The sequence below is a fragment of the Brevundimonas sp. genome, assembly GCF_051858995.1.
Taxonomy (GTDB): domain Bacteria; phylum Pseudomonadota; class Alphaproteobacteria; order Caulobacterales; family Caulobacteraceae; genus Brevundimonas.
Genome location: NZ_JBHYGN010000001.1, coordinates 88,562 through 113,086, shown reverse-complemented (window position 1 = coordinate 113,086; position 24,525 = coordinate 88,562). Strand labels below are relative to the sequence as shown.

25 protein-coding genes and 1 tRNA gene are annotated in these 24,525 nt (G+C 68.9%); 14 read left to right on the top strand and 12 right to left on the bottom strand.

The window, feature by feature from the left end; genetic code table 11:
- Positions 1-10: 10 nt before the first annotated feature.
- Both ACTIEF_RS00575 and ACTIEF_RS00570 read right to left on the bottom strand, forming a co-directional pair.
- Positions 11-913: a dienelactone hydrolase family protein gene (locus ACTIEF_RS00575; protein WP_439470238.1), complete on the bottom strand. Its 903-nt coding sequence runs from the start codon at positions 911-913 to the stop codon at positions 11-13.
- Between the two features lie 58 nt (positions 914-971).
- Complete coding sequence (locus ACTIEF_RS00570) at positions 972-1,607, bottom strand: alpha-ketoglutarate-dependent dioxygenase AlkB (RefSeq protein WP_439470237.1); 636 nt, start codon at positions 1,605-1,607, stop codon at positions 972-974.
- 79 nt (positions 1,608-1,686) lie between these two features.
- Between ACTIEF_RS00570 and ACTIEF_RS00565 the strand changes: the two genes are divergently transcribed.
- Together ACTIEF_RS00565 and ACTIEF_RS00560 are read left to right on the top strand one after the other, a co-directional pair.
- Positions 1,687-2,319 (top strand): hypothetical protein, encoded by a 633-nt coding sequence (locus tag ACTIEF_RS00565; protein ID WP_439470236.1) that lies wholly within the window; start codon positions 1,687-1,689, stop codon positions 2,317-2,319.
- A gap of 35 nt (positions 2,320-2,354) precedes the next feature.
- On the top strand, positions 2,355-2,762 hold the full coding sequence (locus ACTIEF_RS00560; RefSeq protein ID WP_439470235.1) for a Tat pathway signal protein: 408 nt from the start codon (positions 2,355-2,357) through the stop codon (positions 2,760-2,762).
- A 100-nt stretch (positions 2,763-2,862) separates the two neighbouring features.
- Here ACTIEF_RS00560 and ACTIEF_RS00555 read toward each other — a convergent pair whose 3' ends face one another.
- Positions 2,863-3,837, bottom strand: a complete 975-nt coding sequence (locus ACTIEF_RS00555) for an ABC transporter ATP-binding protein (RefSeq protein ID WP_439470234.1) — start codon at positions 3,835-3,837, stop codon at positions 2,863-2,865.
- A 101-nt stretch (positions 3,838-3,938) separates the two neighbouring features.
- On the opposite strand from ACTIEF_RS00555, the gene ACTIEF_RS00550 reads away from it, so the two are divergent.
- Positions 3,939-4,178 carry a zinc-finger domain-containing protein gene (locus ACTIEF_RS00550; RefSeq protein ID WP_439470233.1) on the top strand — a complete coding sequence of 80 codons (240 nt, stop codon included), beginning with the start codon at positions 3,939-3,941 and terminating at the stop codon, positions 4,176-4,178.
- A gap of 4 nt (positions 4,179-4,182) precedes the next feature.
- Here the strand turns inward: ACTIEF_RS00550 and ACTIEF_RS00545 are convergent, their stop codons facing one another.
- A complete protein-coding gene (locus ACTIEF_RS00545; RefSeq protein WP_439470232.1) occupies positions 4,183-6,036 on the bottom strand; it encodes a DUF885 domain-containing protein in 1,854 nt (617 codons plus the stop codon).
- Positions 6,037-6,101: 65 nt separating this feature from the next.
- A complete protein-coding gene (locus ACTIEF_RS00540) occupies positions 6,102-6,413 on the bottom strand; it encodes a metalloregulator ArsR/SmtB family transcription factor (RefSeq protein WP_439470231.1) in 312 nt (103 codons plus the stop codon).
- Between the two features lie 86 nt (positions 6,414-6,499).
- Here ACTIEF_RS00540 and ACTIEF_RS00535 point away from each other — a divergent pair, with 86 nt between their 5' ends.
- Together ACTIEF_RS00535 and ACTIEF_RS00530 are read left to right on the top strand one after the other, a co-directional pair.
- Positions 6,500-6,958, top strand: a complete 459-nt coding sequence (locus ACTIEF_RS00535) for a hypothetical protein (protein ID WP_439470230.1) — start codon at positions 6,500-6,502, stop codon at positions 6,956-6,958.
- A complete protein-coding gene (locus ACTIEF_RS00530) occupies positions 6,955-7,869 on the top strand; it encodes an acyl-CoA desaturase (protein WP_439470229.1) in 915 nt (304 codons plus the stop codon). Before ACTIEF_RS00535 ends, ACTIEF_RS00530 begins: the two co-directional genes overlap by 4 nt.
- Here ACTIEF_RS00530 and ACTIEF_RS00525 read toward each other — a convergent pair.
- Positions 7,866-8,477: a DUF6655 family protein gene (locus ACTIEF_RS00525; RefSeq protein WP_439470228.1), complete on the bottom strand. Its 612-nt coding sequence runs from the start codon at positions 8,475-8,477 to the stop codon at positions 7,866-7,868. The two genes, ACTIEF_RS00530 and ACTIEF_RS00525, sit on opposite strands and share 4 nt — an antisense overlap.
- 2 nt (positions 8,478-8,479) lie before the next feature.
- The gene (locus ACTIEF_RS00520; RefSeq protein ID WP_439470227.1) at positions 8,480-8,920 is read right to left on the bottom strand and encodes a VOC family protein; all 441 of its coding nucleotides are present in this window, start codon (positions 8,918-8,920) and stop codon (positions 8,480-8,482) included.
- 140 nt (positions 8,921-9,060) lie between these two features.
- On the opposite strand from ACTIEF_RS00520, the gene ACTIEF_RS00515 reads away from it, so the two are divergent.
- The 3 genes from ACTIEF_RS00515 to ACTIEF_RS00505 all read left to right on the top strand — a co-directional run bounded on the left by ACTIEF_RS00515 (position 9,061) and on the right by ACTIEF_RS00505 (position 10,848).
- A complete protein-coding gene (locus ACTIEF_RS00515; protein ID WP_439470226.1) occupies positions 9,061-9,642 on the top strand; it encodes a YqaA family protein in 582 nt (193 codons plus the stop codon).
- A 74-nt stretch (positions 9,643-9,716) separates the two neighbouring features.
- Entirely contained in the window at positions 9,717-10,250 is a 534-nt protein-coding gene (locus ACTIEF_RS00510; protein WP_439470225.1) for a disulfide bond formation protein B, read from the top strand.
- Between the two features lie 4 nt (positions 10,251-10,254).
- Complete coding sequence (locus tag ACTIEF_RS00505; RefSeq protein WP_439470224.1) at positions 10,255-10,848, top strand: demethoxyubiquinone hydroxylase family protein; 594 nt, start codon at positions 10,255-10,257, stop codon at positions 10,846-10,848.
- A 68-nt stretch (positions 10,849-10,916) separates the two neighbouring features.
- Here ACTIEF_RS00505 and ACTIEF_RS00500 read toward each other — a convergent pair whose 3' ends face one another.
- Both ACTIEF_RS00500 and cobT read right to left on the bottom strand, forming a co-directional pair.
- Positions 10,917-11,900: an esterase-like activity of phytase family protein gene (locus ACTIEF_RS00500; protein WP_439470223.1), complete on the bottom strand. Its 984-nt coding sequence runs from the start codon at positions 11,898-11,900 to the stop codon at positions 10,917-10,919.
- Positions 11,900-13,777, bottom strand: coding sequence for a cobaltochelatase subunit CobT (gene cobT / locus ACTIEF_RS00495; protein WP_439470222.1), 1,878 nt, complete (start codon positions 13,775-13,777; stop codon positions 11,900-11,902). Before cobT ends, ACTIEF_RS00500 begins: the two co-directional genes overlap by 1 nt.
- A gap of 100 nt (positions 13,778-13,877) precedes the next feature.
- Here cobT and ACTIEF_RS00490 point away from each other — a divergent pair, with 100 nt between their 5' ends.
- On the top strand, positions 13,878-14,483 hold the full coding sequence (locus ACTIEF_RS00490; RefSeq protein ID WP_439470221.1) for a hypothetical protein: 606 nt from the start codon (positions 13,878-13,880) through the stop codon (positions 14,481-14,483).
- Positions 14,484-14,548: 65 nt separating this feature from the next.
- On the opposite strand, the gene ppa is transcribed toward ACTIEF_RS00490, so the two are convergent.
- The gene (gene ppa / locus ACTIEF_RS00485; RefSeq protein WP_439470220.1) at positions 14,549-15,106 is read right to left on the bottom strand and encodes an inorganic diphosphatase; all 558 of its coding nucleotides are present in this window, start codon (positions 15,104-15,106) and stop codon (positions 14,549-14,551) included.
- Positions 15,107-15,285: 179 nt separating this feature from the next.
- Between ppa and ACTIEF_RS00480 the strand changes: the two genes are divergently transcribed.
- The gene (locus tag ACTIEF_RS00480; RefSeq protein WP_439470219.1) at positions 15,286-15,969 is read left to right on the top strand and encodes a DUF599 domain-containing protein; all 684 of its coding nucleotides are present in this window, start codon (positions 15,286-15,288) and stop codon (positions 15,967-15,969) included.
- Between the two features lie 252 nt (positions 15,970-16,221).
- On the opposite strand, the gene ACTIEF_RS00475 is transcribed toward ACTIEF_RS00480, so the two are convergent.
- Positions 16,222-17,094 (bottom strand): N-formylglutamate amidohydrolase, encoded by an 873-nt coding sequence (locus tag ACTIEF_RS00475; RefSeq protein WP_439470218.1) that lies wholly within the window; start codon positions 17,092-17,094, stop codon positions 16,222-16,224.
- A gap of 147 nt (positions 17,095-17,241) precedes the next feature.
- Between ACTIEF_RS00475 and cpdR the strand changes: the two genes are divergently transcribed.
- From cpdR to ACTIEF_RS00460, 3 genes are all read left to right on the top strand, one after another.
- Entirely contained in the window at positions 17,242-17,598 is a 357-nt protein-coding gene (gene cpdR / locus ACTIEF_RS00470; protein WP_439470217.1) for a cell cycle two-component system response regulator CpdR, read from the top strand.
- Positions 17,599-17,760: 162 nt separating this feature from the next.
- The gene (locus ACTIEF_RS00465) at positions 17,761-21,654 is read left to right on the top strand and encodes an autotransporter domain-containing protein (RefSeq protein ID WP_439470216.1); all 3,894 of its coding nucleotides are present in this window, start codon (positions 17,761-17,763) and stop codon (positions 21,652-21,654) included.
- Positions 21,655-21,796: 142 nt separating this feature from the next.
- Positions 21,797-21,871: transfer RNA gene (locus ACTIEF_RS00460), tRNA-Val, on the top strand.
- A 139-nt stretch (positions 21,872-22,010) separates the two neighbouring features.
- On the opposite strand, the gene ACTIEF_RS00455 is transcribed toward ACTIEF_RS00460, so the two are convergent.
- Positions 22,011-23,342 (bottom strand): MFS transporter, encoded by a 1,332-nt coding sequence (locus ACTIEF_RS00455; RefSeq protein WP_439470215.1) that lies wholly within the window; start codon positions 23,340-23,342, stop codon positions 22,011-22,013.
- A 145-nt stretch (positions 23,343-23,487) separates the two neighbouring features.
- Here ACTIEF_RS00455 and cyoA point away from each other — a divergent pair, with 145 nt between their 5' ends.
- Positions 23,488-24,525 carry a ubiquinol oxidase subunit II gene (gene cyoA, locus ACTIEF_RS00450; RefSeq protein WP_439470214.1) on the top strand — a complete coding sequence of 346 codons (1,038 nt, stop codon included), beginning with the start codon at positions 23,488-23,490 and terminating at the stop codon, positions 24,523-24,525.

Sequence of the window (24,525 nt, the reverse complement as noted above, 5' to 3'; positions counted from 1 at the left end):
TCGTCAAGACCTACATCTTCACCCGCGCCTCGAAGAAGGCCAGCAGCTTCGACCAGCCGTCGGCGGCGTCGGCGGCGCGATAGCTGTCGCGGTAGTCGGCGTGGAAGCCGTGCGGGGCGCCCGGATAGACCAAGATCTCGCTGGAGGTCTGACCCGCGCGGGCCAGGGCGCTGCGCATGGCCTCGACGCTGGGCAGGGGGATGCCCCGGTCTTCCGCGCCGTAGAGGCCCAGAACCGGGCATTTCAGATCATCGGCCAGATCGACCGGCCACGGCTGGCCGCCGCTGATCTGGGCGGGGGTGGCGTCGGCGGCGGGGGCCAAGCGGCCGTACCAGGCGACTCCGGCGTCGATGACGGCGAAGCGGGCGCAGGCCTGCCAGACCACCTTGCCGCCCCAGCACCAGCCGGTGATGCCGACCTTGTCGCCATTGGCCCACAACTGCTGACTGACCCAGTCCAGCGTCGCCGAGACATCGCCCATCACCTGCTCATAATCGGCGGCGCCGACGATCTGCATGATGCGGGTCATGTCCGACAGGGGCGCCGGGTCCTCGACCCGGTTGAAGAAGCTGGGGGCGACGGCGGCGTAGCCGGCCTTGGCAAGGCGGCGGCAGATGTCGCGGATGTATTCGTGCACGCCGAAGATTTCGGACACCACGATGACGACCGGGAAGGGCCCCTCGCCGTCCGGGCGGGCGACGAAGGCGGGCAGGTCGAAACCGTCCGGTGCGGGGAAGGAGACGTCGCCTTGGGTCAGGCCCGCGCCGTCGGTCGTGACCGGGCTGGCCTGGGCCGCCAGCGCGGCGGGGGCGTAGCCAGCGAAGAACAGGCCCCCGACGGCGCCCGCGCCCAGGGTGCGGCGGCTCAGGACCAGGTCTTCGGCCTGCGGACCTTCGGGACGGATCAGCGACATGGGCGGGCTCCGGTCTATGGTGGGCGTGACAGTGGCGGTGAGGCCTGCCGGGGTCGAGTCACGATTGCCGTGAAGAGGGGCCCGCCCGGCGCAGGGTCAGATTGATCCGCCCGCCGCCCGGGATCAGGCCGGAGGAGCCGGGCAGCAGCCGGTCGATCCCGTGCCGCGCCAGCCGCGCCGGACCGGTCAGGGCGCAGACGTCGCCGGAGGCCAGACGGATGCTCTTCGTCGGTCCGCCCGCCGCCGGACCGACCCGGAAGATCGCCGTATCGCCCAGCGAGACCGACAGGACCGGGGCATTGAGGTCTGCTTCGTCCCGATCCTGATGCAGGCCCATCTTCGCCGCCTCGCGATAGAGGTTGACCAGACAGGCGTCCGGCGGCTCGGGCCAGCCGGTCAGGTCGCGCCAGAGGTCCAGCAGGGTCTCGGGGATGGGCGGCCAGGGCGCGTCGGTTTCGGGATGGGTCGGCTGGTAGCGATAGCCGTCGCGGTCCGACACCCAGCCGAGCGGGCCGAGATTGGTCATCCGCACCGAAAAGGGTCGTCCGCCGGGGGTGACCGGGCGATAGAAGGGGCTGAGTTCGACCGCCCGGAGCACCTCGGCCAACAGGGCCGCCTGGGCGGCGGCGTCCAGCGCGCCGGGCCACCAGCGGAAGCCGTCCAGTCCGGTGTCGATCTCGCGCGGGGCCGTCATGAGGGGTTTGTAGGAAGCCGGTCGAGGGAGGGAAAGCGCCGCTGATGACGAGGGGCGAAGTCCAAGCTAAGCCTTTCGGATGAAGCGCGTCCTGATCCCGTCGATCCTGCTGATGCTGGCCGCCTGCGCGGGCGGGGATGCGGCTGTTCCGGCGCCGCCCCAGCCCTCCGAACTGACCCTGCTGGAGGCCGGGCGGGAGACGGTGGTTCTCGCGCCTAACGGCTCCATGCGGCTGGTGTCCAAGGGGGACGGCGAGGTGCTGATCAGCGCGGGCCTGTTCAACCGCGATCCCGTCGCGCGGATCGAGCTGACGTCGCGGGCCTCGTGGGCGCCGGATTCGAAGCATCTGTTCATCAACGATTCCGGCAGCGCGGCGTGGAGCCGGTTCCGCCTGTTCGAGGTCGGGCCGAACGGCGCCGCCCGTGAACACGCCGAGATCCATCGCGCCGCGATCGCCGAGCTGGGACGGCTGAACGGCTGCGCGTCTGTTCCCGATCCTGACGCCACGACCTGGGGCATGGCGTGGGCGGCGGACGGCAAGCAGATCTATGTGCTGGCCCAGGCGCGGCGCGAGACCGGCGCCTGCCGCTGGGGCGCGGTTGAAACCGTCGTGGTGGTCGCGGACGTGAAGACGGGGCGGCTGCTGGAGACGGTTCCGGGCGCGGAGGCGCGTCGGCGCTTCCCGACCCTGCCGTGGGACGGCGCGCTGTAACGCGACCTTAAAGCGCCTTGCGCTAAGGCGGTCGCATGGATCGTCGCGCTCTTCTCGGCCTCGCCGCCGTCGCCACCGCTTCCGCCGCCGCGGCCACGCCCGCCGCCGCGTCTTCGGGCGGGGGTGGAGGCGGGACGCAGGCCAGCTACCTCGGCCTGCCCACGGTGACCGGCAATGTCCGCCGTCCGGGTGGGGCGCTGGGCGTCATGACGGTCGAGGTCGGTGTGGATACGCCCGACGCGGCCCTGCGCGCCCGGGTGGCCCAGTCGGCGCCGCGCCTGCGCGCCGCCTACGCCCAAGTCGTCCAGCAACAGGCCGGCATGCTGCTGCCCGGCGCCGCGCCCGACGTGGAACGCTTGGTCGCCGCGCTTCAGGGCGCGACGAATACGGTGATGGGGCGAGCCGGTGCGCGGCTGCTGATCGGGACGGTGATGGTGGTTTGAGGAGGGAGTAGGGCTTAGGAATTAGGAATTAGATGGCCCGGTGCGCGCCACGAGAGCCGCTCCGCGGATTCCTAAATTCCTAAACCCTACTCCCTTCCGATCAGTCCTTCGTCGGACTCACCTGCGACGCATCCCCATAGGTTAGGGCCAGGAAGACGTCTTCCAGGTCGGGGTCCTCGGTGGAGATGTCGGCGATGGTGACGCCGGCGGCGCGGACGGCGGCGAGGACGTGCTCGACCGACGACTGGCCCTTCTTGTAGCTGATGGCGAAGGCGCCGTTGGGACGGGCGACGACGTCGAAGCCCTGGACCGTCGGCAGGCCGTCCAGTTCGCCCTCGGGCGTGACCACGACGTTGCGGGTGTCCAGACGGCGCAGCAGTTGCGGCGTCGGCTCGCAGGCCACGACCGCGCCCCGGTTCATGATGGCGATGGTGTCGCAGAGCTCCTGCGCTTCCTCGAGGTAGTGGGTGGTCAGCAGGATGGTCACGCCCTCGGCGTTGATCTTGCGGACGTACTCCCAGAGCTGGCGGCGCAGCTCGACATCGACCCCGGCGGTCGGCTCGTCGAGGATCAGGATGGGCGGATTGTGGACCAGGGCCTTGGCCACCATCAGGCGGCGCTTCATGCCGCCCGAGAGGGCGCGGACGTAGGCGTTGGCCTTGTCCGACAGGCCCAGTGCGGCCAGCAGTTCGTCGGAGCGGCGCTCATTGGCCGGCACGCCGTAGAAGCCGGCCTGCACCTCCAGCGCCTCGCGCGGGGTGAAGAAGACGTCGGCGACGATCTCCTGCGGCACGACGCCGAGGGCGGCAGCGGCGTCGCGGGGGGCCTTGTCGATGTCGCGGCCCCAGATCGAGACCGTGCCGCCGGTCTTGTTGACGATGCCCGACAGGATGTTGATCAGGGTCGACTTGCCCGCCCCGTTCGGCCCCAGCAGGCCGAACATGGAGCCACGCGGGATGACCAGATCGACGCCGCGCAGGGCGGTCTTGGCGGGGGACTTCTTGGTCCCGGCATAGGTCTTTTCCAGCCCCCGAACCTCAATGGCGTTCACGGGCAGGGCGTCGGTCTCGGTCATTCGGGCGCTTTCGGGTGTTTCGGGCGCATCCGTTTGACGGTAAGGAGCGCGGGCGCATACCTAGGCGCCCTCGTCTCAATCGCCAAGTCAGAGCCGTCCGAATGTCCTCGCGCCCCACCTCCGTGATCATCCCCCCGCCGGAAGAGATCGTGGTGACCTCGAAGCGCGTGGCCTGTGACGGCGGCGGCGGGGCCCTCGGCCACCCGCTGGTCTATATGGACATGGGCGAGGACGACTTCGTCGAGTGCGGCTACTGCGACCGCAAATTCGTGCTCGGTGGAAAGAAGAAGACCGAGAGCGAATACCATAGCCCGGCCGCCCGCCCGCCGGAAGCGCACTAACCGCCTACGCGATCGGCGCGCCCCCGCCCGCCGCGATCCAGCTGTCGACCTGATCCTCCAGCACGTCCAGCGGCACCGAGCCCGAGCCCAGCACGACCGCGTGGAAGTCACGGATGTCGAAGCGGTCGCCCAGCGCCGCCTGTGCGCGCTGGCGCAGCTCCATGATCTTCAGCTCGCCGACCTTGTAGCTGGTCGCCTGACCAGGGCTGGTGATGTAGCGCTCGACCTCCTTCTGGATGTCGCGCTCGCTGAGCAGGGAGTTCTGGCGGAAATAGTCCATCGCCTGTTCGCGGGTCCAGCGCTTGGCGTGCAGGCCGGTGTCGGTGACCAGACGCACCGCCCGCCACAGCTCGGTCGAGAGGCGGCCGAAGTCCGAATAGGGGTCTTGGTAGAAGCCCATCTCCTTGCCCAGACGCTCGGCGTACAGGCCCCAGCCCTCGGCATAGGCGCCGTAGCCGCCGAAGCGACGGAAGGACGGCAGGCCCTGCATCTCCTGCGCATAGGCGATCTGGAAGTGATGGCCCGGCGCGCCCTCATGGTAGCTGATGCCCTCGATCTGGGGCTTCAGGACCTGGGTCATGTCCGACAGGTTCACATAATAGATGCCGGGGCGTGAGCCGTCCGGGGCGGGGGCGTTGTAGAAGGCGATGCTGGCGGTGGACTCGCGCCACGCCTCGACCGCCCGGACCTCCAGCGCGGCCTCCGGCAGGTCGCTGAACCAGCGCGGGGCGGCCTCCATCACCTGGGCGATGAAGGCGCGGGCGTCGGTCAGATACTGCTCCTTGCCCTCCGGCGTGTTCGGATACTGGAAGCGCGGATCGGTCTTCAGATAGGCGAACATCTCCTGCAGGGAGCCGGTGAAGCCGACCTGGGTCATGATGGTCTGCATTTCGCCCTGCAGGCGGGCGACTTCACGCAGGCCGATCTCGTGGATCTGGTCGGCGGTCAGGTCGGTGGTGGTCGAGAGGCGCAGGCGGGCGTTGTAGTAGGCCTCGCCGTCCGGGAGCCGCCAGACGCCGCCGTCGCGGTCGGGCATGACCGCTGCCTGCTGCTGGACCTCGGCGAGGGCCGCGAGCACGCCCTCATAGCCACGTTTCCACTCGCCGGTCAGGGCCGCGCGGCCCTCGGCCAGCAGGCGGTCCTTGGTGGCCTGATCGGTCTCCAGCGCGCCGATCTTGCGCTGGAAGTCGGCCCAGACCGGATTGTCGGCCGCGCCGTCGAAGGGGGCGCCGGTGATGATGTTGCGGGTGTTGGCGATGGAGGGCTCGAACACGAAATTGGGCGAGATGATCCCTTTGGACGCCCGGTCGCGCAACTCGGCGGCGATCTCGCCCATCACCCGCTCGGATTCGCGCAGGCGGGAGACGTAGGCCTCGGCGTCCGAGACGCTGGTGACGCGGTGGTTGTTGATCAGGAAGACCGGCAGACTGGTGGTCGGATTGCCGTTGGCGGCGAATTGATAGCCCCAGTCCCGCCAGCGGTTGGACAGCCGGGCCTGTTCGACCCCGTATTCGAACAGCCGCATCGACATCCGGCTGTCGGCGCTGAGGTGGGCCGGGTCGAACCCGGCTTTCATCCGCGCCAGCTGGCTTTCGGCCAGAGCCAGCGACCGGTCGGCGGCGGCGTCGGTGGTGTCGTCCAGCTTGTCGTAGTCGGTCTTGAGGCCCAGCGAGGTCATGCTCTGCGGCGACAGGGCGATCCGCTCCTGCCACGCCGTCTCGAAGAAGGCGGCCAGGCGGGCGTCCTCGGTCTGGATCGACGCCGCGGCCGTCGGGGCGGCGGTCTGGGCCAGGGCCATGGCGGGCGCGCCGGCCAGCACGGCCATGGCGCAGGCGGTGGAGATCAGAAGACGACGCATGGAACCCTCCCGGAAACTGAGGGCGCGACCTTTCCCGCTCGCGCGGTCGGGCGCAAGTCGGCGCGTCAGTCCTTGCGGGTCTTGGCGATCTCGGCGCTCTCGGCCTTCAGCGGTTTGGAGACCGGGCAGACCTCCTGCGCGTAGCTGTGCAGGGTATTGGCCAGATGGTCCGGGACCAGGCTGTAGTGGACGTACTGGCCCTTCTTCTCGCTGGTCACGAGGCCAGCGTTCTCCAGCACGGTCAGATGCTGGCTGACCGCGGGCTTGGAGATCTCGAACCGCGCGGCGATCTCGCCCGCCGTCAGGTCGGTGTGGGCGAGGTAGGCCAGGATCTTGCGACGGATCTGGGAGGAGAGGGCTTCGAACACGCGCTGCATACTGCGACATTTAAGCGATTTGCGAACCACTTGCCAGCGGATCGATTTGGTATTTAGGTAATGTCTTAAATATAGAAGGGGCGATCATGTCCGTTGCAGCCGACAGCAGACGATCTCTGGCGCGGGCCGGACTGGGGGCTATCGCCCTGTTCGTCGCGGGTGTGGTGGGGTGTGGCGCAGCGACGGGGATGATGGCGGTGATCGGCCTGTTCGGAGGCGTGCCCGGCGTCATGTTCGGGGCTCTGATCGGGACGGCGACCCTGCCGTTCTGGGTCGGCGGCCTGTTTGTCGTGGGAGGCCCTGTCTGGGCCGTTCTGCACCGGATGGGGTATCGCGACCGCCGAAGCGCGATCGTGGCGGGGGCGGTCGTCGCCGGAGCCGCGACGCCCCTGATCCTGTGGGGAATGGCTTCGGACGGGCGTTTCACCGTCGACATGAGCGGGGCGTCCCATGTTCTGATCAGCATGCTTCCGGGGGCGGTCGGAGGTACGGCGGCCGGCTATGCCGCTTGGCGGATGGGGTACGACGGGGCGCGGGGCGCATGAGCGGCGATCATCACGACCCCTGCGCGGTCAACAGCCTGATCGAGACGCCGAGCTGTTCCCCGGTGGAGGGGCGGGTGGTGTGGGATCCGGCGCACTCGCTGTGGAACGGCGGCATGCTGGCCGGCGCGCTCGTGCTGGGCCCGCTGACAATCAGTCCGGGCGCGGTGGCGGTGTTCGTGGCGACGACCGGCGGCGCCATCCTGCTCGGGCATTCGGTCGGGTTTCACCGGCGGCTGATTCACGGCAGCTTCAAATGTCCGCTGTGGCTGGAGCATGTACTGGTATGGATCGGGACCGTCGTGGGGATGAGCGGGCCGTTCTGGATGATCCGCACCCACGATCTGCGCGACTGGGCGCAACGCCAGTCCGACTGTCACGACTACCTGGCCCATCGGCGGCCCATACTGATCGACGCCGTCTGGCAGATGCATTGTCGGCTGGAGCTGACGCATCCACCGGGTTTTGATCTGGGCAAGATCGGGCGCGACCGCTTCTACCGCTTCCTGGAGCGCACCTGGATGCTGCAGCAGGTTCCGATCGCGGGCGGGCTGTATCTGATGGGCGGCTGGGGCTTCGTGATCTGGGGCGTCTGCGCGCGGGTGTCAGCCTCGGTGATCGGGCACTGGTTCGTCGGCCATCTGGCGCACCGGCGCGGGCCGCAGAGCTGGCTGGTCGAAGGCGCGGGAGTGCAGGCGCACGACGTGCCGTGGGCGGCGCTCCCGACCATGGGCGAGGCCTGGCACAACAATCACCACGCCTTCCCCGGCTCGGCCCGCATCGGCCTGTATCCCGGTCAGAGCGACTGGGGCTGGCGCTTCATCCAGTTGCTGGAGACGGCCGGGCTGGCGTGGGATGTGCGGACGCCCGAGACGATGGGGGCGCGGAAGGTGCTGACGCCCGCGAAGCCTTAGAACTGCCGCCAGCTGTCGCCCGGATCGCGTTCGCCGGGGTCGACGCTCTGCTGGCCCCAGGCGACGATCATCAGCAGCTTGTGGCTGCGGATGCGGAACTGGCCGGTCATGGGCATGACGGCGCCCAGCGGCGCCCCGGTCTTGGGCTCGTAGAGGAAGCCCGAGAACTCGGCCACGCCGACCCGGTCCCGGCGGCTGTAGACCGACAGTTCGGGGATGGAGACGACGTTGAAGCTCTCGTTGATCGGCACCCGCATGTCCGGCAGGCCGAAGACGCGGCGCATCTGCTCCAGCGACAGGGCCCCGGCGCGCAGTTCGAACACGGCGTCGGCCTCGCCCTTGTTGGGGGCCAGGGCGTAGCCGGCGTCAGACAGGGCGTTGCGGATGGCGCTGACGGCGTAGGGGCCATTCTCAGCGCGGAAATAGGCGTCGTCCACGAAGACGCGCGAGCCCGCCGGGATCGGCAGGGTCAGGCCCTCGACCGCGCGGTCGGCGGCGCGCGAAATCAGCAGCTGCTCGGTCGCGGTGCGCGAGGGATAGGTTTCGGACGTCGAGGCGCAGGCCGCGAGGCCCAGAAGGGCCAGGGGAAGGACGACGAGGGCTTTCAAATTCACCAGCTCCCGGTGTTGGGCATTGAGACCCAGGGTTCGGCGGGGGCGAGCGGTTCGCCCTCCTGAAGAAGTTCGATCGAGATGCCGTCCGGCGAGCGGACGAAGGCCATGTTGCCGTCGCGAGGAGGCCGATTGATGACCACGCCGCCGTCGGCCAGCCGCCGGCAGGCGGCGTAGATGTCGTCGACCTTGTAGGCGAGGTGCCCGAAGTTGCGGCCGCCGGTGTAGGTCTCGGGGTCCCAGTTGTAGGTCAGCTCGACCTCTGGGGCGCGTTCGGCCTGCGAGCGCGCCGTGTCTTTCGGCGCGGCGAGGAAGATCAGGGTGAAGCGCCCGGCCTCGTTCTCCATGCGGCGCATCTCCTGCAGACCCAGCAGGTCGCACCAGAAGCGCAGGGAGGCGTCGATGTCCGTCACGCGGACCATGGTGTGCAGATAGCGCATGGTGTTCGGCCTGAAGGAGAAAGGGAGGCGGGCCTTATAGCGGCGGATCGCCGCGACGGCGACTCAACAGGCGTTTCGGCGGATGCGCGCGGTCGCCGGGCCTGCTAGACGCGTCCGTTCGGCTCGTCGCCGGAGGATCGATGCTTCGCAAGCTTTACGACTGGGTCTTTTCGCTGGCCCGCAGCAAGCACGCCACCAAGGCGTTGGCGGCGGTCTCCTTCGCCGAGAGCTCTGTCTTCCCGATTCCGCCGGACGTGATGCTGGCGCCGATGGTGCTGACCCGCCCGGACCGGGCCTATTTCTACGCCACCATCTGCACCGTGGCCTCGGTGCTGGGCGGCATCCTCGGCTATGCCATCGGCTATTTCCTGACCGGCGTGGGCGAGGCGATCCTGAGCTTCATCGGCAGCGCCGACGCCCAATCGCAGTTCCAGCACTGGTATGACCGGTTCGGCCTGTGGGTGATCCTGATCAAGGGGCTGACGCCCTTCCCCTACAAGCTGGTGACCATCGCCTCGGGCCTTGCGCAGTTCAGCTTCCCCATCTTCCTGATCGCCTCGGTGATCACGCGCGGCGGCCGCTTCTTCGCGGTGGCCTATGTGATCAAGCGCTGGGGCCCCGCGGTGTGGGAGCGGGTGGAGAAGCGGCTGGCGCTGTGGACCATGATCGGTCTGGCGGTTCTGATCGGCGCCATCGTCCTGCTGAAGGTCGTGCTGCACTAACGGTCGCGGCGTGACGCGGATCAAGCCGCAAGCCAATCGACGGACGCGCCAAGCCCGGCTATGAACATCGTCCGATGAGAGGCCTTTATCGACTCCTGACGCGGTGGTGGACCGCTTTCGCGCTCGTGGCGTCGCTGGCGCTGCTGGGCTTCGCCCATCTGTCAGAGATGATCTGGGATATCGCGCCCTGCAATCTCTGCCTGAAGGCGCGCGAGGTTTACTGGGGCGCGGTGGTCGTGGCCTTGCTGGCCACTGTCTGGCACCTGTTCAGCCGCGGCAGCCGGGGCACCCCGCGCATCGCCGCCTTCCTGCTGGCCGTGATCTTCGCCACCGGCGCCATCACCTCCTTCTACCACATGGGCGGCGAGCTGAAGTGGTGGGCCCTGCCCGCCACCTGCATGGGCGGCGGCTCGGTCGACCTGGCCAGCATGGCCTCGCTGGCGCTGGGCACCGGCCCGGTCCAGCGCGTGGCCATGTGCGACGCAGTGGCGTGGAGCTTCCTCGGCCTGAGCATGGCAGGATGGAACGCCCTGATCGCGGCGGCCCTCGCCGTGTTCAGCCTTCTCGCCGCCAAGAGGCCCAAGGATGCCCGCGCACCGCGCTCCTGAACCGATGACCGACCCCCGCCCCGCCGACACGACCGGCGAACGCCGCATTCCCCTGCCCCGTCCCGGTCGTGGCGCCAGCCAGCGCCGCCGTGGTGAAATCCTGCGGGTGGATCATGCGGGCGAGTACGCCGCCGTCCATATCTACCGCGCCCAGCAGGCCGTGTTCGCGGGCCGCAAGGGCAAGGAAGCCATCACCGCCGATATGGAGGAGATGGGGCGTCAGGAGCAGGTGCATCTGGCGCGCTTCAACGCCCTGCTGAACGCCGAGGGCGTGCGGCCGACGGTGATGACCCCGATCTGGCGCCTGGCCGCCCTGACCCTGGGCGCCGGCACGGCCCTGATCAGCGAGAAGGCGGCCCACGCCTGCACTGAGGCGGTCGAGGCGGTGATCGAGGAACACTACGCCGAACAGATCGCCGAAATTCAGGATCAGGACCCGGCCCTGGCCGCCGAACTGACGGTCTTCCGCGAGGAAGAGCTGGCCCACCACGACCACGCTGTTGAACACGGCAGCCGCGACGCGCCCGGCTATCAGCTGCTCAGCGCCGTCATCAAGGCGGGCTGCAAAGTGGCGATCAAGGTGTCGGAGAGGGTCTGAATCGGGAGGAAATAGGAATTAGGGAAGGCCGTTCGGGCGCGATCCCACCAATTCCCAGGCCCTGATTCCTACTCCCTGTGCCTCACATCAAACGCCAGCAGCAGCGTGCGCTGTTTCTTCGAGGCGTTGTCGTCGGACAGGATGTAGAGGCGGGCGCCCCCGTTGTGGGCGACGGCGGCCAGACCTTCGAAATTGTCGGTCGTGCCGGGGAATTTGAGCTCGACCAGCACCGGGCCGAGGGTTCCGTCCATAGCCATGTGGCGGACTTGGGCGCGGACATCCGCCGGTTCGCGGAACAGGCGCTGCAGCACATAATAGCCGGGGCCGGACGGGTCGCGATCCAGGCCGGTGGTGCGAAAGTCGGCGTCGGTGGCGGGAACCGCCGGGACGGGGGTGACGACCACGCAGGCGGCCGGGCGGCAGTCCCAGACCCCGCCATTCTCACCCGTGACGCGCCAGCCGCCGGCCTGACCGGTGGAGATGCCCTCCATGCCGTCGTTCAGCGGGAACTCGACGTCGGGATGGCGCACCGGCGTCGGCCGGGCGTGCGGGGCGTCCGGCGCGCCGTAGTTCCAGATCCGGTGGCGGCGCTCGAAGCTGATATACAGCTCGCCGTCGGTGGAGATCAGCAGCCCCTCGGCGTCGCCGTCGACCTTCTCGGTGATGGGGGCTCCGTCCAGCAGGGTCAGGCGGCGGTACTGCAGGTCGGCGACGCCGGTGAGCCGGTCGCGGCTGCTCAGCACAAGCCGTCCACGCACCAGATCGCCCGCGTCGGTGACGCTGATGAAGCCGCCGCCGTCGCCGGTCAGCTTGAAGTCCGACAGGCTGTGCAGGGGCGAGGCCTCATCCAGCACGATCTCGACGCCGCCCGCGAACCGGACGCTGCGATCCAGCGCGGCGCCGAAGGGCAGGCCGAGGCCGACCGGGCGGGTTGCCGCCGCCGCCACCGTCCAGCCGGGCAGCGGCGCTGAAGGGGGCGGGGCCGCCGAGACCGTCGCGCAGGCTGACAGGGCCAGGAAGGCGAGGGCGACAAGACCGCGGCGCAGGGTCATCAGGCGGCTCTCCGGCGGCGCGACGGCCGTTCCGCCGCGGGCTTGGCGTCGAACAGTTCGGCCAGCTTCTCGATCATGGCGCCGCCCAGCTGCTCGACATCGACGATGGTCAGGGCGCGGCGATACCAGCGGGTCACGTCGTGGCCGATGCCGATGGCCAGCAGTTCGACGGACGACTTCGTCTCCAGCTGCTCGATCACCTGCCGCAGGTGCTTGTCCAGATAGAGGGCCGCATTGGCCGACTGGGTCGAGTCATCGACCGGCGAGCCGTCGGAAATGACCATCAGGATGCGGCGCTGCTCGGGCCGGGCCATCAGCCGGTCGTGCGCCCACAGCAGGGCCTCGCCGTCGATGTTCTCCTTCAGCAGTCCCTCACGCATCATCAGGCCGAGGTTCTTCTTGGCCCGGCGCCAGGGCGCGTCGGCGGCCTTGTAGATGATATGGCGCAGATCGTTCAGGCGGCCCGGATTGGCGGGCTTGCCGGCGGTAATCCAGCTTTCGCGCGCCAGGCCGCCTTTCCAGGCCCGGGTGGTGAAGCCGAGGATCTCGACCTTGACCCCGCAGCGCTCCAGCGTCCGCGCCAGGATGTCGGCGCAGACGGCGGCGACCATGATCGGCCGCCCGCGCATGGAGCCGGAGTTATCCAGCAGCAGGGTGACGACCGTGTCGCGGAACGGGCTCTCGCTCTCGGCCTTGAAGCTGAGCGGGCTCGTCGGGTCGGTGATGATCCGGGTCAGGCGGGCGGTATCGAGGACGCCTTCTTCCAGATCGAAATGCCAGCTGCGGTTCTGCTGGGCCATCAGGCGGCGCTGCAGCTTGTTGGCCAGTCGGGCGACGACCGACGACAGGGCGGTCAACTGCTGATCCAGCAGGCCGCGCAGCCGCTCCAGCTCATTGGGGTCGCACAGCTCCGACGCCTCGACGATCTCGTCATAGGCGGTGGTGAAAACGCGGTAGGCGTCGATGGCGCGGCCGTCGTCCATGGTCTGCTGGCGGTTGGGCAGGGCGCCCTCGTTCAGCTCGGGGCCGTCCTCGGAGGCCTCGCCGTCCGGGTCGGCGGGGGCCCCGTCGGGGCGGGCGTCGCGCTCGTCGCTGGCGGTCTGGTCGTCGCTGGTGCCATCCATGGACTGGCCTTCGCCACCCCCGGCGTCGTCCTCTTCCTCGTCCTCGGGATCAGCGGCGTCCGGGTCCTGGGGATCGGGCTCTTCCTCGCCGGGGTCTTCGGAGACGTCGTCGCCGCGCCCGTCGCCGGGATCCATGTCCAGCGCCTTGAGCACGTCGCGCAGCCGCTCGCCGAAGGCGGTCTGGTCGCCGGAGACCTCGGTCAGGGCGTCGATCTTGCGACCCGCCTTGTTCTCCAGTTCGGTCCGCACGAGGTCCAGCAGGGCGCCGGCGCCGTCCGGCGCGCGCTGGCCGGTCAGGCGTTCGCGCACCAGCAGGGCCACGGCTTCGGCCACCGGCACGCGCTCGGCGTCAGTGACCCGCAGGGCGCCGGTCTTCTCCAGCCGGGTCAGCAGGGCCGAGTTCATATTGGCGCGCACGCCCGCCAGCGACTGCGAGCCCACGGCTTCGACCCGAGCCTGCTCCACGGCCTCGAACACCTCGGCGGCGCGGCTGTCGGCGGGGCGCAGGCGGGCGTGGACGGCGTCGTCGTGATTGGCCAGCCGCAGGGCCAGCCGGTCGGCCTGACCGCGCAGGGCGGCGCTCTCGGGCGCGCCGGGGTCGCGGGGCGGATGCGGCAAGGTCAGGACGCCGTTGGACAGCTTGGGCCCATCCGAGCCGAAGACGACCTCCAGCTCCGATTGCTCGGCCAGGGCCCGCGCGGCGTGGGCAAGGGCGCGTTTGAACAGGTCTGTCGGGGTCTCGGCGGCGGCCATGAGGGACATCTAGCGGACAGGGCGCGAAGGGGAAGGGGCGTTATCGAACTGACAACCGGATCAGCGGATTCTGTGGGGTCTTCGGAGATGGAGTGCGTCCATGAAAACCGCGATCCTGAAAGGCGCCGCCCTGCTGTTCGTCATGGTCGGTTGCGAGGCCGAGGCCCCGGCCATCAGCCGGGAGGCGCGCACCGAGCTGACCGAAACCGCCCTGCGGGCTGAAAAGGCGCTGGAGCGCAGTGGCGACGGGGCTGAGGCCCCCGCCTGCCGGCGCAGCGAGAGGGTCATCTACGCCTGCAATTTCGGCGATCGGAAGGTGGCGGTCTGCGCCAACGACAATCGCCTGAGCTATCGTTTCGGCGATGCGCGTCGGACCGATCTGGAGATCGATTCCCGCGCGGGCCATGTGCGCGCCCATACCGGCGGCGTGGTCGGGGGCGGTGGCGGGCGTCAGGAGCACATCCGCTTCAGCAACAACGGCTACCAGTACATCGTGCACAGTATGGTGGCGGGGAACCTGACGGACGTCCCGGGCAAGCGCATCTCGGGCGTCACCGTGGTGCACGGCGAGACCGGCGCCTCGCCCATCGTGCGAACGCTGGATTGTCCGCAGACAGGGGCGCACCAATCGATGGACGCCTTCAACACCCTGCCCGCCGGGACTTTCACGCCTGAAACGGACGAGACCTGGCAAGCCTGGTGGTGAAGGGCTGAAACGCGAAAGGCCCCGGCGTTTCCGCCGGGGCCTTTCTGAAACTCTGATCCGAGAGATCAGGCCGCGTTGGCGGCCTTGGCCTTCTTCTTCTCGTCGGCGGCCTTGATGCCGATGGCGATCAGTTCGGCGGCCTCGCCGGCGTCGCCCCAGCCCTTGACTGTGACCGACTTGCCCTTCTCCAGGTCCTTGTAGCGGGTGAAGAAGTGCTCGATCTGCTCGACCAGGATGGCGGGCAGCTGACGGTAGCTGGCGATGTCCGTGTAGTACGGGTTCAGCTTGTCGACCGGCACGGCCAGGATCTTTTCGTCGCCGCCAGCTTCATCGACCATCTTCAGCACGCCGATCGGGCGGCAGCGGATGACGCAGCCAGGCACGACCGGGGTCGGGTTCAGCACGATCACGTCGCAGGGATCGCCGTCGTCCGACAGGGTGTGCGGGATGAAGCCGTAGTTGCCCGGATAGTACATGGCGGTATGCAGGAAGCGGTCGACGAACAGCGCGCCCGAGTCCTTGTCCATTTCGTACTTCACCGGCAGGCCGCCCTGCGGGATTTCGATGACGACGTTGACGTCCCAGGGCGGGTTCGGGCCGACGGGGATGGCGTCGAGGTTCATGACGGACTCGTCTATGTTGCAACTGCGAACGGGAAAGGCCGGGGTGATAGGCCTCCACGGCGCCCGAAGCAAGGCGAAGGCGTCGTTAAGGGCGGCGGTTTTCACCGTCGCGGCTTGAGCCGGGGAGCGATGCGGGCGAGCATGGCGCACCGCCCGGGGGTTCGGGCCGAGGACACTGAATGACCACCCTGGACTATCTGGCGCTGGGCCTCTTCTTCGTGTGCTGGCTGGGCTACGGCCCGCTGCTGAAGCTGCTGGCGCATCGCACGGGGACGCTGAACGACGATATGAGCATCGTCCGCCGGGTCTGGATGACGGCCATGACGCACCGGGAGATCCGCCTGGTCGACAGCCAGTTGATGGGCCATTCGATCAACTCGGCCAGCTTCTTCGCCTCGACCAACCTGCTGCTGATCGCGGCAGTCGGAGGGATTCTGTTCGGCGGGCAGGCGGCGCTGGACGGCTTCGCCTCGGTCGGCGCCGAGGCTGTGCCGACGCGGGTGCTGGAGGCCAAGCTGGCGCTGATCCTGATCTGTCTGGTGCGGGGGCTGCTCGATTTTATCTGGGCCCTGCGCCAGATGAACTACACCCTGGCCCTGATCGGCGCCGCGCCGGAAATCCACACCGAGGCGGACCGGGTGGCGCTGGGCGAGGCGGCGACCAATCTGCTCAATCCGGCGCTGGGCGCCTTCAGCCAGGGCGTGCGGGGTTATTATTTCGCCCTGGCCGCCGCCGCGTGGCTGTTCGGTTCCGTCTGGCTGGCGGCGGGGGTGGCCGCGGCTTTCTGTCTGCTGGTCTGGCGGCAGTCCGGGTCGCCCGCGGCCCGCGCCATTCGCAGCGCCCGTCGACTGCTGGAGCGCTGAGTCCGGGCCAAACGGCCATGCTCGTTCGCATGCGCCTAGCTTGTCAGGTGAAATTTTCCGATGAAATCGGTTACGGGCCGAAAATGCGACAGAAGGATGCCGTTACATCGTGTGAACGCAGGTGCGAAATACCCGCTTGACCATTTGTGCACTGCACACTAGCTTCATTTTCGACGCCGCGAGGCGTCATGCCCTTCCTGGGCGTTTCCTCCCTATAGACTTTTCATGCCGCGCCTTCGGGCGCGGCTTTTTTTATGTCCCGAGGCCTGTCGCGCCGATGGTCTGGCCGAGGGCGGCGATGACGCGGCCCACGCCCTTGGCGGTGCGGGACCAGCCCAGACCGGGGCGGCGTTCGATCTCGTCGAAATAGAGGGCGCGGTTCAGTTCGATCTGGATGGCGTGGAAGCCCTCGTCGGGCCTGCCCCAGCTCTGGGTCGTCCAGCCGCCCGCATAGGGATGGTTCAGGGCCACCCGCCAGCCCAGCGCCTCGAAGGCGGCTCTCAGCTGTCGCGTCAGTTCCGCCGAACAGGATGAGCCGTGACGGTCGCCCAGCACCACGTCCGGTCCGCGCGGGCCGCCGGGCGCCCGCGTCGCGCGCTCGGGCATGGAATGCCAGTCGATCAGCACGGCCTCGCCATATCGGTCGCGCGCGGCGTGCATTTCGACCGTCAGGGCCGCATGCCAGGGGGCGTGGGCGGTTTCCAGCCTCTGCTGAGCTTCTTCCAACGTCAGGCGGCGCGTGTAGAGCGGGCGTCCGTCGCCGGTCAGTCGGGGAATGACGCCATAGCCCGCCGCCGACCGGGGCGAGGCCAGGTGATCCAGCCCCTCGATCAACTGCGGGTCCAGATCCGCCGGATCCCGGTTCAGATCGACATAGGCTCGCCCCAGCCGCGCCAGCACCAGGGTCGCGCCATGATCCGTTCCGGGGGCGATCAGCCGGTCCACCAGCGCATCCTCGGCGCTGCGCAGACTGGGCCCGGACAGGGCCGGGTCGGCGTTCAGGTCCGCCGGGTACAGGTCGCCGGAATGGGGGGAGGCGAAGATCAGCCGGCCGGGCGCGGCGGGGCGCACGACGGTGACCGTCGCCTGCTCCTCCCGCCTCTGGTTCGCGCCCGTTTCGGTCATCGCAGACCGCATAGCCTGTTTCGCCGCATCATCCACAGGCCGGGTTGATCCCTGCGGCTCGCCCTTACGGCGTTTTTCATGGCGGATTTACCAGTCGGGGCGTAGCGTTCGGGTTCAAGACGATCCGGGGCGGACGACGAAACACCTATGGCGCGCATCCTTCTGGCTGAAGACGACAATTCGCTGCGTGGCTTCCTGACCCGTGCGCTGGAGCGCGCCGGTCACGACGTCATCGATTGCGAGAACGGCGACGACGCGATCGACGCCCTCGACCAAGGCCCCTGGGACCTGCTGCTGACCGACATCGTCATGCCCGGCGCCGACGGCATCGAGGTGGCCCGCGTGGCCGCCGCCCGCCAGCCCGGCATCCGCATCATGTTCATCACCGGCTTCGCCGCCGTAGCCCTGTCGGCCGCCCAGGCCAGCCCGCAGGCCAAGGTCCTGTCCAAGCCTGTCCACCTGCGTGACCTGGTGGGCGAGGTCGAGCGGATGGTCGCCGCCTGATAAACGGCCAAGCTTTTCGACGACTCGTCGAAGCTGGATAGCCGTTCGTCGAAAACGGATGCCGCAGGGATGACGGCATCGCCAGGGGACGCACCGCGCGGCCCTCCTGTGATCTGCTGAGTGAGACCGCGTTCGCTTTCAACCGAACACGGACACTCTTTCATGCGACGCACCTCCCCCCGCCGCCGTTCTGCCGAGCTGATCGCCGGCACCGCCCTGGGCTGCACCCTGATGGTGCTGGCCGCCGCGCCCGCCCTCGCCGAGGAACCGGCCGGCCCCGGCATCCGGATTGAATCCGACGCACCCATCAATATCGACGCGGGCGTGATCTCCACCACCGCCGATGACGAGTTCGGGGTTCTAGCCATTCTGGACGGCGACGGTTCGGCGGGCCTGAACGTCACCATCACCGGAGCCTCGATCTCGACCAGCGGTGAAAGCGCCACCGCCGTCGCGGGCGTGAACAACAGCGGCGACGTCACCATCGATCTGGGTCAGGTCACGACCACCGGCGGCAGCGCCACCGGCATCTTCGCCAACGCCAGCGGGATCGGGACGGTCCGCGCCGATGTGGTCTCCACGACCGGCGACGGCGCGACGGGCGTGGCGGTCAATGCTGACGGCGGCGCGGTGGTCGAGGTCGGCGAGATCTCGACCATGGGAGGGAACGCCAACGGGCTGGTCATCTACAGCGACGAGGGCGGCGCGGTGATCGCCGATGTGGGCCAGATCCGCACCGAGGGCGACGGCGCCATGGGGGTCCAGGTCGAGGCCATGCTGGGCGCGCCCATCACCCTCACCGGCGGGACGGTGTCGACCAAGGGCTATTCGGCCGTTGGGGTCTCGATCTACCAGTCTGACGAGGGCTACCCCGACCTGATGACCGATATCGGCGCCGTGACGGTCGATCTCGACGCCGTGGAGACCGGAGTCGAGGGCGATCCGGACGCCGGCGCCTATTCCGATGCGGTGCGCATCGATGTGCACGGTCCCGTCAACGTCGATATCGACAAGGTCACCACCCACGGCGAGATGTCGCGCGGCGTGGCGGTGGTGGGCCGCGACGCCGTCACCGTCCAGGTCGGCGAGGTGAGCACGTCGGGCGGCTATGCGATGGGCGTGGACGTCTTCAGCCAAGGCGATGTCCGGGTCGAGGCCGGGACCGTCACGACGCGCGGGAGCTCGGCCTTCGGGATCATCGCGGATTCGGCAACCGGTTCGGCCAAGGTCAGCGTGGACTCCCTGCTGACCGGGGGCGATCACGCCACGGGCATTGTCGCGCACAGCCAGGGTGGAGACGTGGTCGTCGCCGTGGGCGCGCTGAAGACGCTGGGTCTGCAGGCGGTCGGCGTGCGCGCCGTGGCCGAGGCGGGCGGCAGCGGTCGGGTGCTGGTCCAGGCGGGAAGCATCGCCACCGAGGGCGATGAGGCGATCGGCGTGGTCGCTCACAATGCAGGGGCCGGGACCACGACCGTGACGGCGGACTCGATCTCGACCAAGGGCGACAACGCCCGCGCCATCGACATGATCGTGTCCGGCGACAGCCGGATCACGGTCGGCGGCCTGTCGACCGAAGGCGACGCCTCCGACGCCATTCTGGTGGAAAGCCAGGGCCCCGGTGACGTCACCATCGAGACAGGTCTGATCACCACCGCCGGGCGGTCCTCGGCGGGTGTGGTCGTCTATGGGGTCGGTGACGTGACCATCAAGACCGGCGACATCCGCGCGACCGGCGCCGCCGATGACGGCGAGTCGGACGGGGTGCACGTCGAGATGGGCGCCCCCGATGGCGTGCTGAGCCTCGACCTCGGCTCCGTGACGACCACGGGCCTGTCCAGCGGCGTGGAGGCGTGGAACGCCGGACGCTCGGACATCCGTCTGGCTTCGGCCTCGGCGGAAGCGGCTTCTGCGGTGTACGTGCACGGGATGGACCTGGGCGTCGTCGGCGTCCGGGTGACCGGCGAGGCGAAGACGACCGGCGCGGCCGCTCACGCCATCCATGTGGTCGATGCGGCTGAGGTGACGGTCGTCGCCGACACGGTCAGCACCCTGGGCGACAACGCCGACGGCGTGAAGGTCGGCCCCAGCGTCGAGCCGAACCCGCTGCTGGCGGGCGGCGTGGGTCAGGTCCGCGTCGAGGCGCGCGACATCACCACGCGCGGCGCCTCGGCGGACGGCGTCGATGTCGAGGCCACCGGCCCGGTGGCGATGGCCGCCAACCGCATCGCGGCCTTCGGCGCCGAGGCTCGGGGCATCCGCGTCTCGACCCAGGGCGCCGCGACGGCGGCCGTGGGCGAGGTCGCCTCCATCGGTGAAGGCGGCGTGGGCGTCGAGATGGCTGGCGCCACCACGGCGTTGACGGTCAACGGCGTGCTGCGCGGCGCGGACACCGGCGCCCTCCTGACAGCGGTGGATACGGCGACGGTGACCGTGGCCGGCGGCGCCCGTGTCAGCGGCGGCCATGACGGTCTACGCCTCGCCTCCGGCAGCGGGACCTCCGTGACCAATGCGGGGACGATCGAGGCCGACTCCGGCCTGGCCCTGGACATCAAGGGCGGCGCGGCGACGATCAACAACCGCGGCCTTCTGGTCGGTCGCGTGGACCTGACCGCCGGTGCGGACGTGCTGGCCAACGAGGGGACCCTGCGTCTGCGCGGCGACAGCAACTTCGGCGCGGGCGCCGATGTGCTGGGCAATCTGGGGACCCTGACCTTCGTCGAATCCGCCACGCCGACCTCGGTGCGCCTGCGCGGGCTGGAGCGTCTGAACAACACTGGGACGATCAACCTCGCCAACGGCGTGGCTGGAGACGTCCTGACCCTGGACGGCGTGCTGAATGGCGGGCTCGGAAACCTGGTGCGGATGGACCTCGACACCCGGGGCGCGACCACCCTGGCGGACCGGCTGGTGGTCGGCGGGCTTGAGGGCGTCAGCAACCTGCGTCTGGACATCCTCGGCGCCGGGGTCCTGGGAGACACCGGGGTGACGCTGGTGACCTCGGGTGCGGCGCAGACCGGGACGGAACTGTCGATCACCACGTCGGGCGGCTTCCTCGACTACGACGCCGTCTTCGACCCCGCCACGCGAGAGTATCGCATCGTCAGCGCCGTGGACGAGCAGCGGGCCTGGGAGCCGACCAAGGTCGCCTCGGGCGCCCAGATGCAGTGGCGTCGCGCCGCCGACGTGATTTCGGCCCGGTTCGATGAACTGCGCGATGGCGAGGCCCTCGGCTTGCGGCGCGGTGAGCGGGCGCAGGGTTGGGTCCAGGCCTATGGCGGCTCGGGCGAGGTCGATGGGCGTCGCACGCTGGACGACGAGAGCGTCGATCTGAGCCACGACGTCGATGTGGCCGGGGTGCAGATGGGGCTTGACGTGGTGCGAGGCTTCGCCGGCGGCAACCTGATTCTGGGCGGCGCGGCGGGCTACGGCGAGACCGAGCTGACCTTCGCCTCGAACGGCGACCGGGCGGACTTCTCCGGCTGGGGTCTGTCGGCCTACGCCCAATGGACCAAGGGGCCGTTGGCCCTTGGCCTCACGGCGCGCGGCGACGTTTATGAGCTCGACTATGACTGGGGCTCGGTGGACCTGCAGGACACCGCCGACGGCCAGACGATCGGGGTGCGCCTCGACGCCGCCTGGCGCATCGATCTCGGCTCCCAATGGCGGGTGGAGCCGCGGGCGTCGCTGTCCTGGACCGAGACCGATCTGGATTCGATCGAGGCCGAGGCTGGAAAGGTCGAGTTCGGCGACACCGTCAGCGTCCTTGGCAATGCCGGGGTGCGGGTGGCGCGTGACTTCACCCTGTCCGACGGCGGCCGCCTGCAGCCCTATGTCGGCCTGTACGCCTTCAATGAGTTCGACGGCGACAATGCCTCCAGGATCCATCTGGCCTCGGATGTGATCGAGGTCGCCGACGTGGCGGCGGACCAGTGGGGTGAGGTGGTGCTGGGCGCCAACCTGGTGCGGGGGCCGATCCAGGTCTTCGTCCAGGGCGAGTCGTCCTTCGGCCAGATCGAGGGCTTCACCGCCCGCGTCGGTGCCCGCTTCAACTGGTGATCAACCGACGACGGGGCGGCTGCGCGGTCGCCGTCCCGTCGCTTCCTGCATTTAGTGTCACAAGGCCCTTGCGGTCTCCGACACGAGCGGGTTATAGACCGCGCCTTCCCGCCCGGGGGCTTGTCTCCAGGGCCGCCAAGGCGGACGCGTAGCTCAGCGGGAGAGCACTACGTTGACATCGTAGGGGTCACAGGTTCAATCCCTGTCGCGTCCACCATTTCCCTCCTGACAATCCAGAGTGAAGACGCCGCCACGCGGCGCGTCGCGATCTTCTGGCCTTCGCCCAAACAAAAACGGCGGCTCGCAGGGAGCCGCCGTTTTCGCTTTTGGTAGAGCTGAGCGCCGCGAGGAGAGGTTCAGCTCTCCTTGCGGGACCAGTCGCGGTTGATGGCGAGGGCGGCGAGGGTGCAGACCACGCCGGACAGCAGGTAGACGCCCACCGACCACAGGCCAAAGCGGCTGGCCACGAACAGGGCGACCAGAGGGGCGAAGCCGGCGCCGACCAGCCAGGCCGAGTTGGCGACGATGGCCGCGCCCGTATAGCGGTGATGGGGCGGGAAGCGGTCGTTGACCAGGCCGGACGCCTGACCGAAGGCCAGACCGAGCAGCACGAAGCCGGTGATCATATAGGCGGTTTCGCCAACCGGACCGGCGTTCAGCAGTTGCGGGGCGAAGCCGCTGTAGGCGCCGATCAGGATGGCCGAGACGGCGAGCACCAGGCGGCGGCCGATACGGTCGGCCAGGATGCCCGAGGCCAGCATGGCCAGAACGCCGACGACCGCGCCCGCGATCTCGATCATGAGGAAGCGGATGGGCTGTTCACGGGCGTACAGGGTCACCCACGACAGCGGGAAGACGGTGACGATGTGGAACAGGGCGAAGCTGGCCAGCGGGGCCAGGGCGCCCAGGGCGATGGTGCGCCATTCCTTGAACAGGGTGGCGAAGGCGGGCGACGGCTGCAGCTCGCGGCTTTCGAACAGGCGCTCGAACTCCGGCGTGGCGACCAGGCGCAGGCGGGCGAACAGGGCGACCACGTTGATCGCCAGCGCCACGAAGAAGGGATAGCGCCAGCCCCAGGACAGGAAGTCCTCGGGCGACAGGACGTGCAGGAAGTAGGCGAACAGCGCGGCGGCGACGAGCAGGCCAAGCGGCGCGCCCAGCTGCGGGATCATGGCGTACCAGCCGCGCTTGCCGCGCGGGGCGTTCAGCGCCAGCAGGGACGGCATGCCGTCCCAGGCGCCGCCCAGGGCCACGCCCTGACCGACGCGGAAGACGGCCAGCAGACCGGCGGACAGGGCGCCGACCTGCGCGTGGCTGGGCAGAAGGGCGATGGCCATGGTCGAACCGCCCAGCAGGAAGAGGGCCAGGGTCAGCTTGACCCCACGACCGTGATTCCGGTCGATCCACATGAACAGGAGCGTGCCGAACGGTCGCGCCACGAAGGCGAGGGCGAACAGGGCGAAGGAATAGAGGGTGGCGGTGACCGGGTCCGTATAGGGGAAGACCAGGGCCGGGAAGACCAGCACCGACGCCAGGGCGTAGACGAAGAAGTCGAAGAATTCGCTGGTTCGACCGAGGATTACGCCGATGGCGATCTCGCTGGGCTTCACCTGATGATCGTCCGCCGTGACCAGACGGGCGTCCCGTTCGAGAGGCGTCGAGGTCGACGCGCCGTTCGGTGCGCTCATGGATCGTGCTCCTGAATTCAGCCGTGAAGGCCCTGACCCGGAGACCGCCCGAGTCTGACTTCCTCCTTGACGTCATAGGCCAAACGAAAGCATTGGACAAAATGTCCAATGTAGCCACAGCCGGGTGCGGCCTACCGCCATAGACATGCGTGCACATCTGTCCTTCGCCAGACGTCTGGCCGGCATCGCCCTGCTTCCGATCATCGGATTGCTCCAGGGTTGCGAGAGGGCTGTGCTGAATCCCGCCGGCGACATCGCGTTGCAACAACGCGACCTGATCTACGCCTCTACGGCGCTGATGCTGCTGATTATCGTCCCGGTACTGATCCTCATCGTGGTCTTCGCCTGGCGCTATCGGGCCAGCAACCGAAAGGCCACCTACGATCCAAATTTCCACCATTCGACCGCGCTTGAGCTGGTCATCTGGTCCGGGCCCCTGCTGATCATCATCTGCCTGGGCGCCCTGACCTGGTCGAGCACCCACCTGCTGGATCCGTTCCGCCGTCTGGACCGCATTGCCGAGGGGCGTCCGGTGGACCGGACCGAAGAGCCGCTGCGGGTGCAGGTCGTGGCGATGGACTGGAAATGGCTGTTCATCTACCCGGACCAGAACGTCGCCACGGTGAACGAGCTGGTGCTGCCAGTGGACCGCGAGGTGCGGTTCGACATCACCTCCACCAACGGGATGAACACCTTCTACGCCCCGACGCTGGCGGGCATGATCTATGCCATGCCGGGCATGCAGAGCTCGCTGCACGCGGTGCTAAACCGCACGGGCGAGTATGGAGGCTTCTCGGCCAACTACAGCGGCGCCGGCTTCTCGGGCATGCGCTTCCGCCTGCAGGGCGTGAAGCAGGACGCCTTCGAACAGTGGGTCCGCCAGACCCAGGCGACGGGCACGCCCCTGACCACCGCCGACTATATGGCGCTCGAGCATCCGACCGAGAAACACCCGATCACCCTGTACAGCGCCGCGCCGTCGGGCCTGTTCGACCGGGTCGTGAACCGCTGCGTCGCGCCGGGCACGCCCTGTATCGCGGATCAGATGAAGCACCGCGGCTCCGGCCACCCGGCGGAATCCGGCGAGCGCGGCCCGCAAGGCCCGGCGCACGCCCCGGCCCCATCCTCCCACCAGGCGCCGGTGACCGGCCATACCGCCCACGGCCAGGCCGACGGAGAGTAA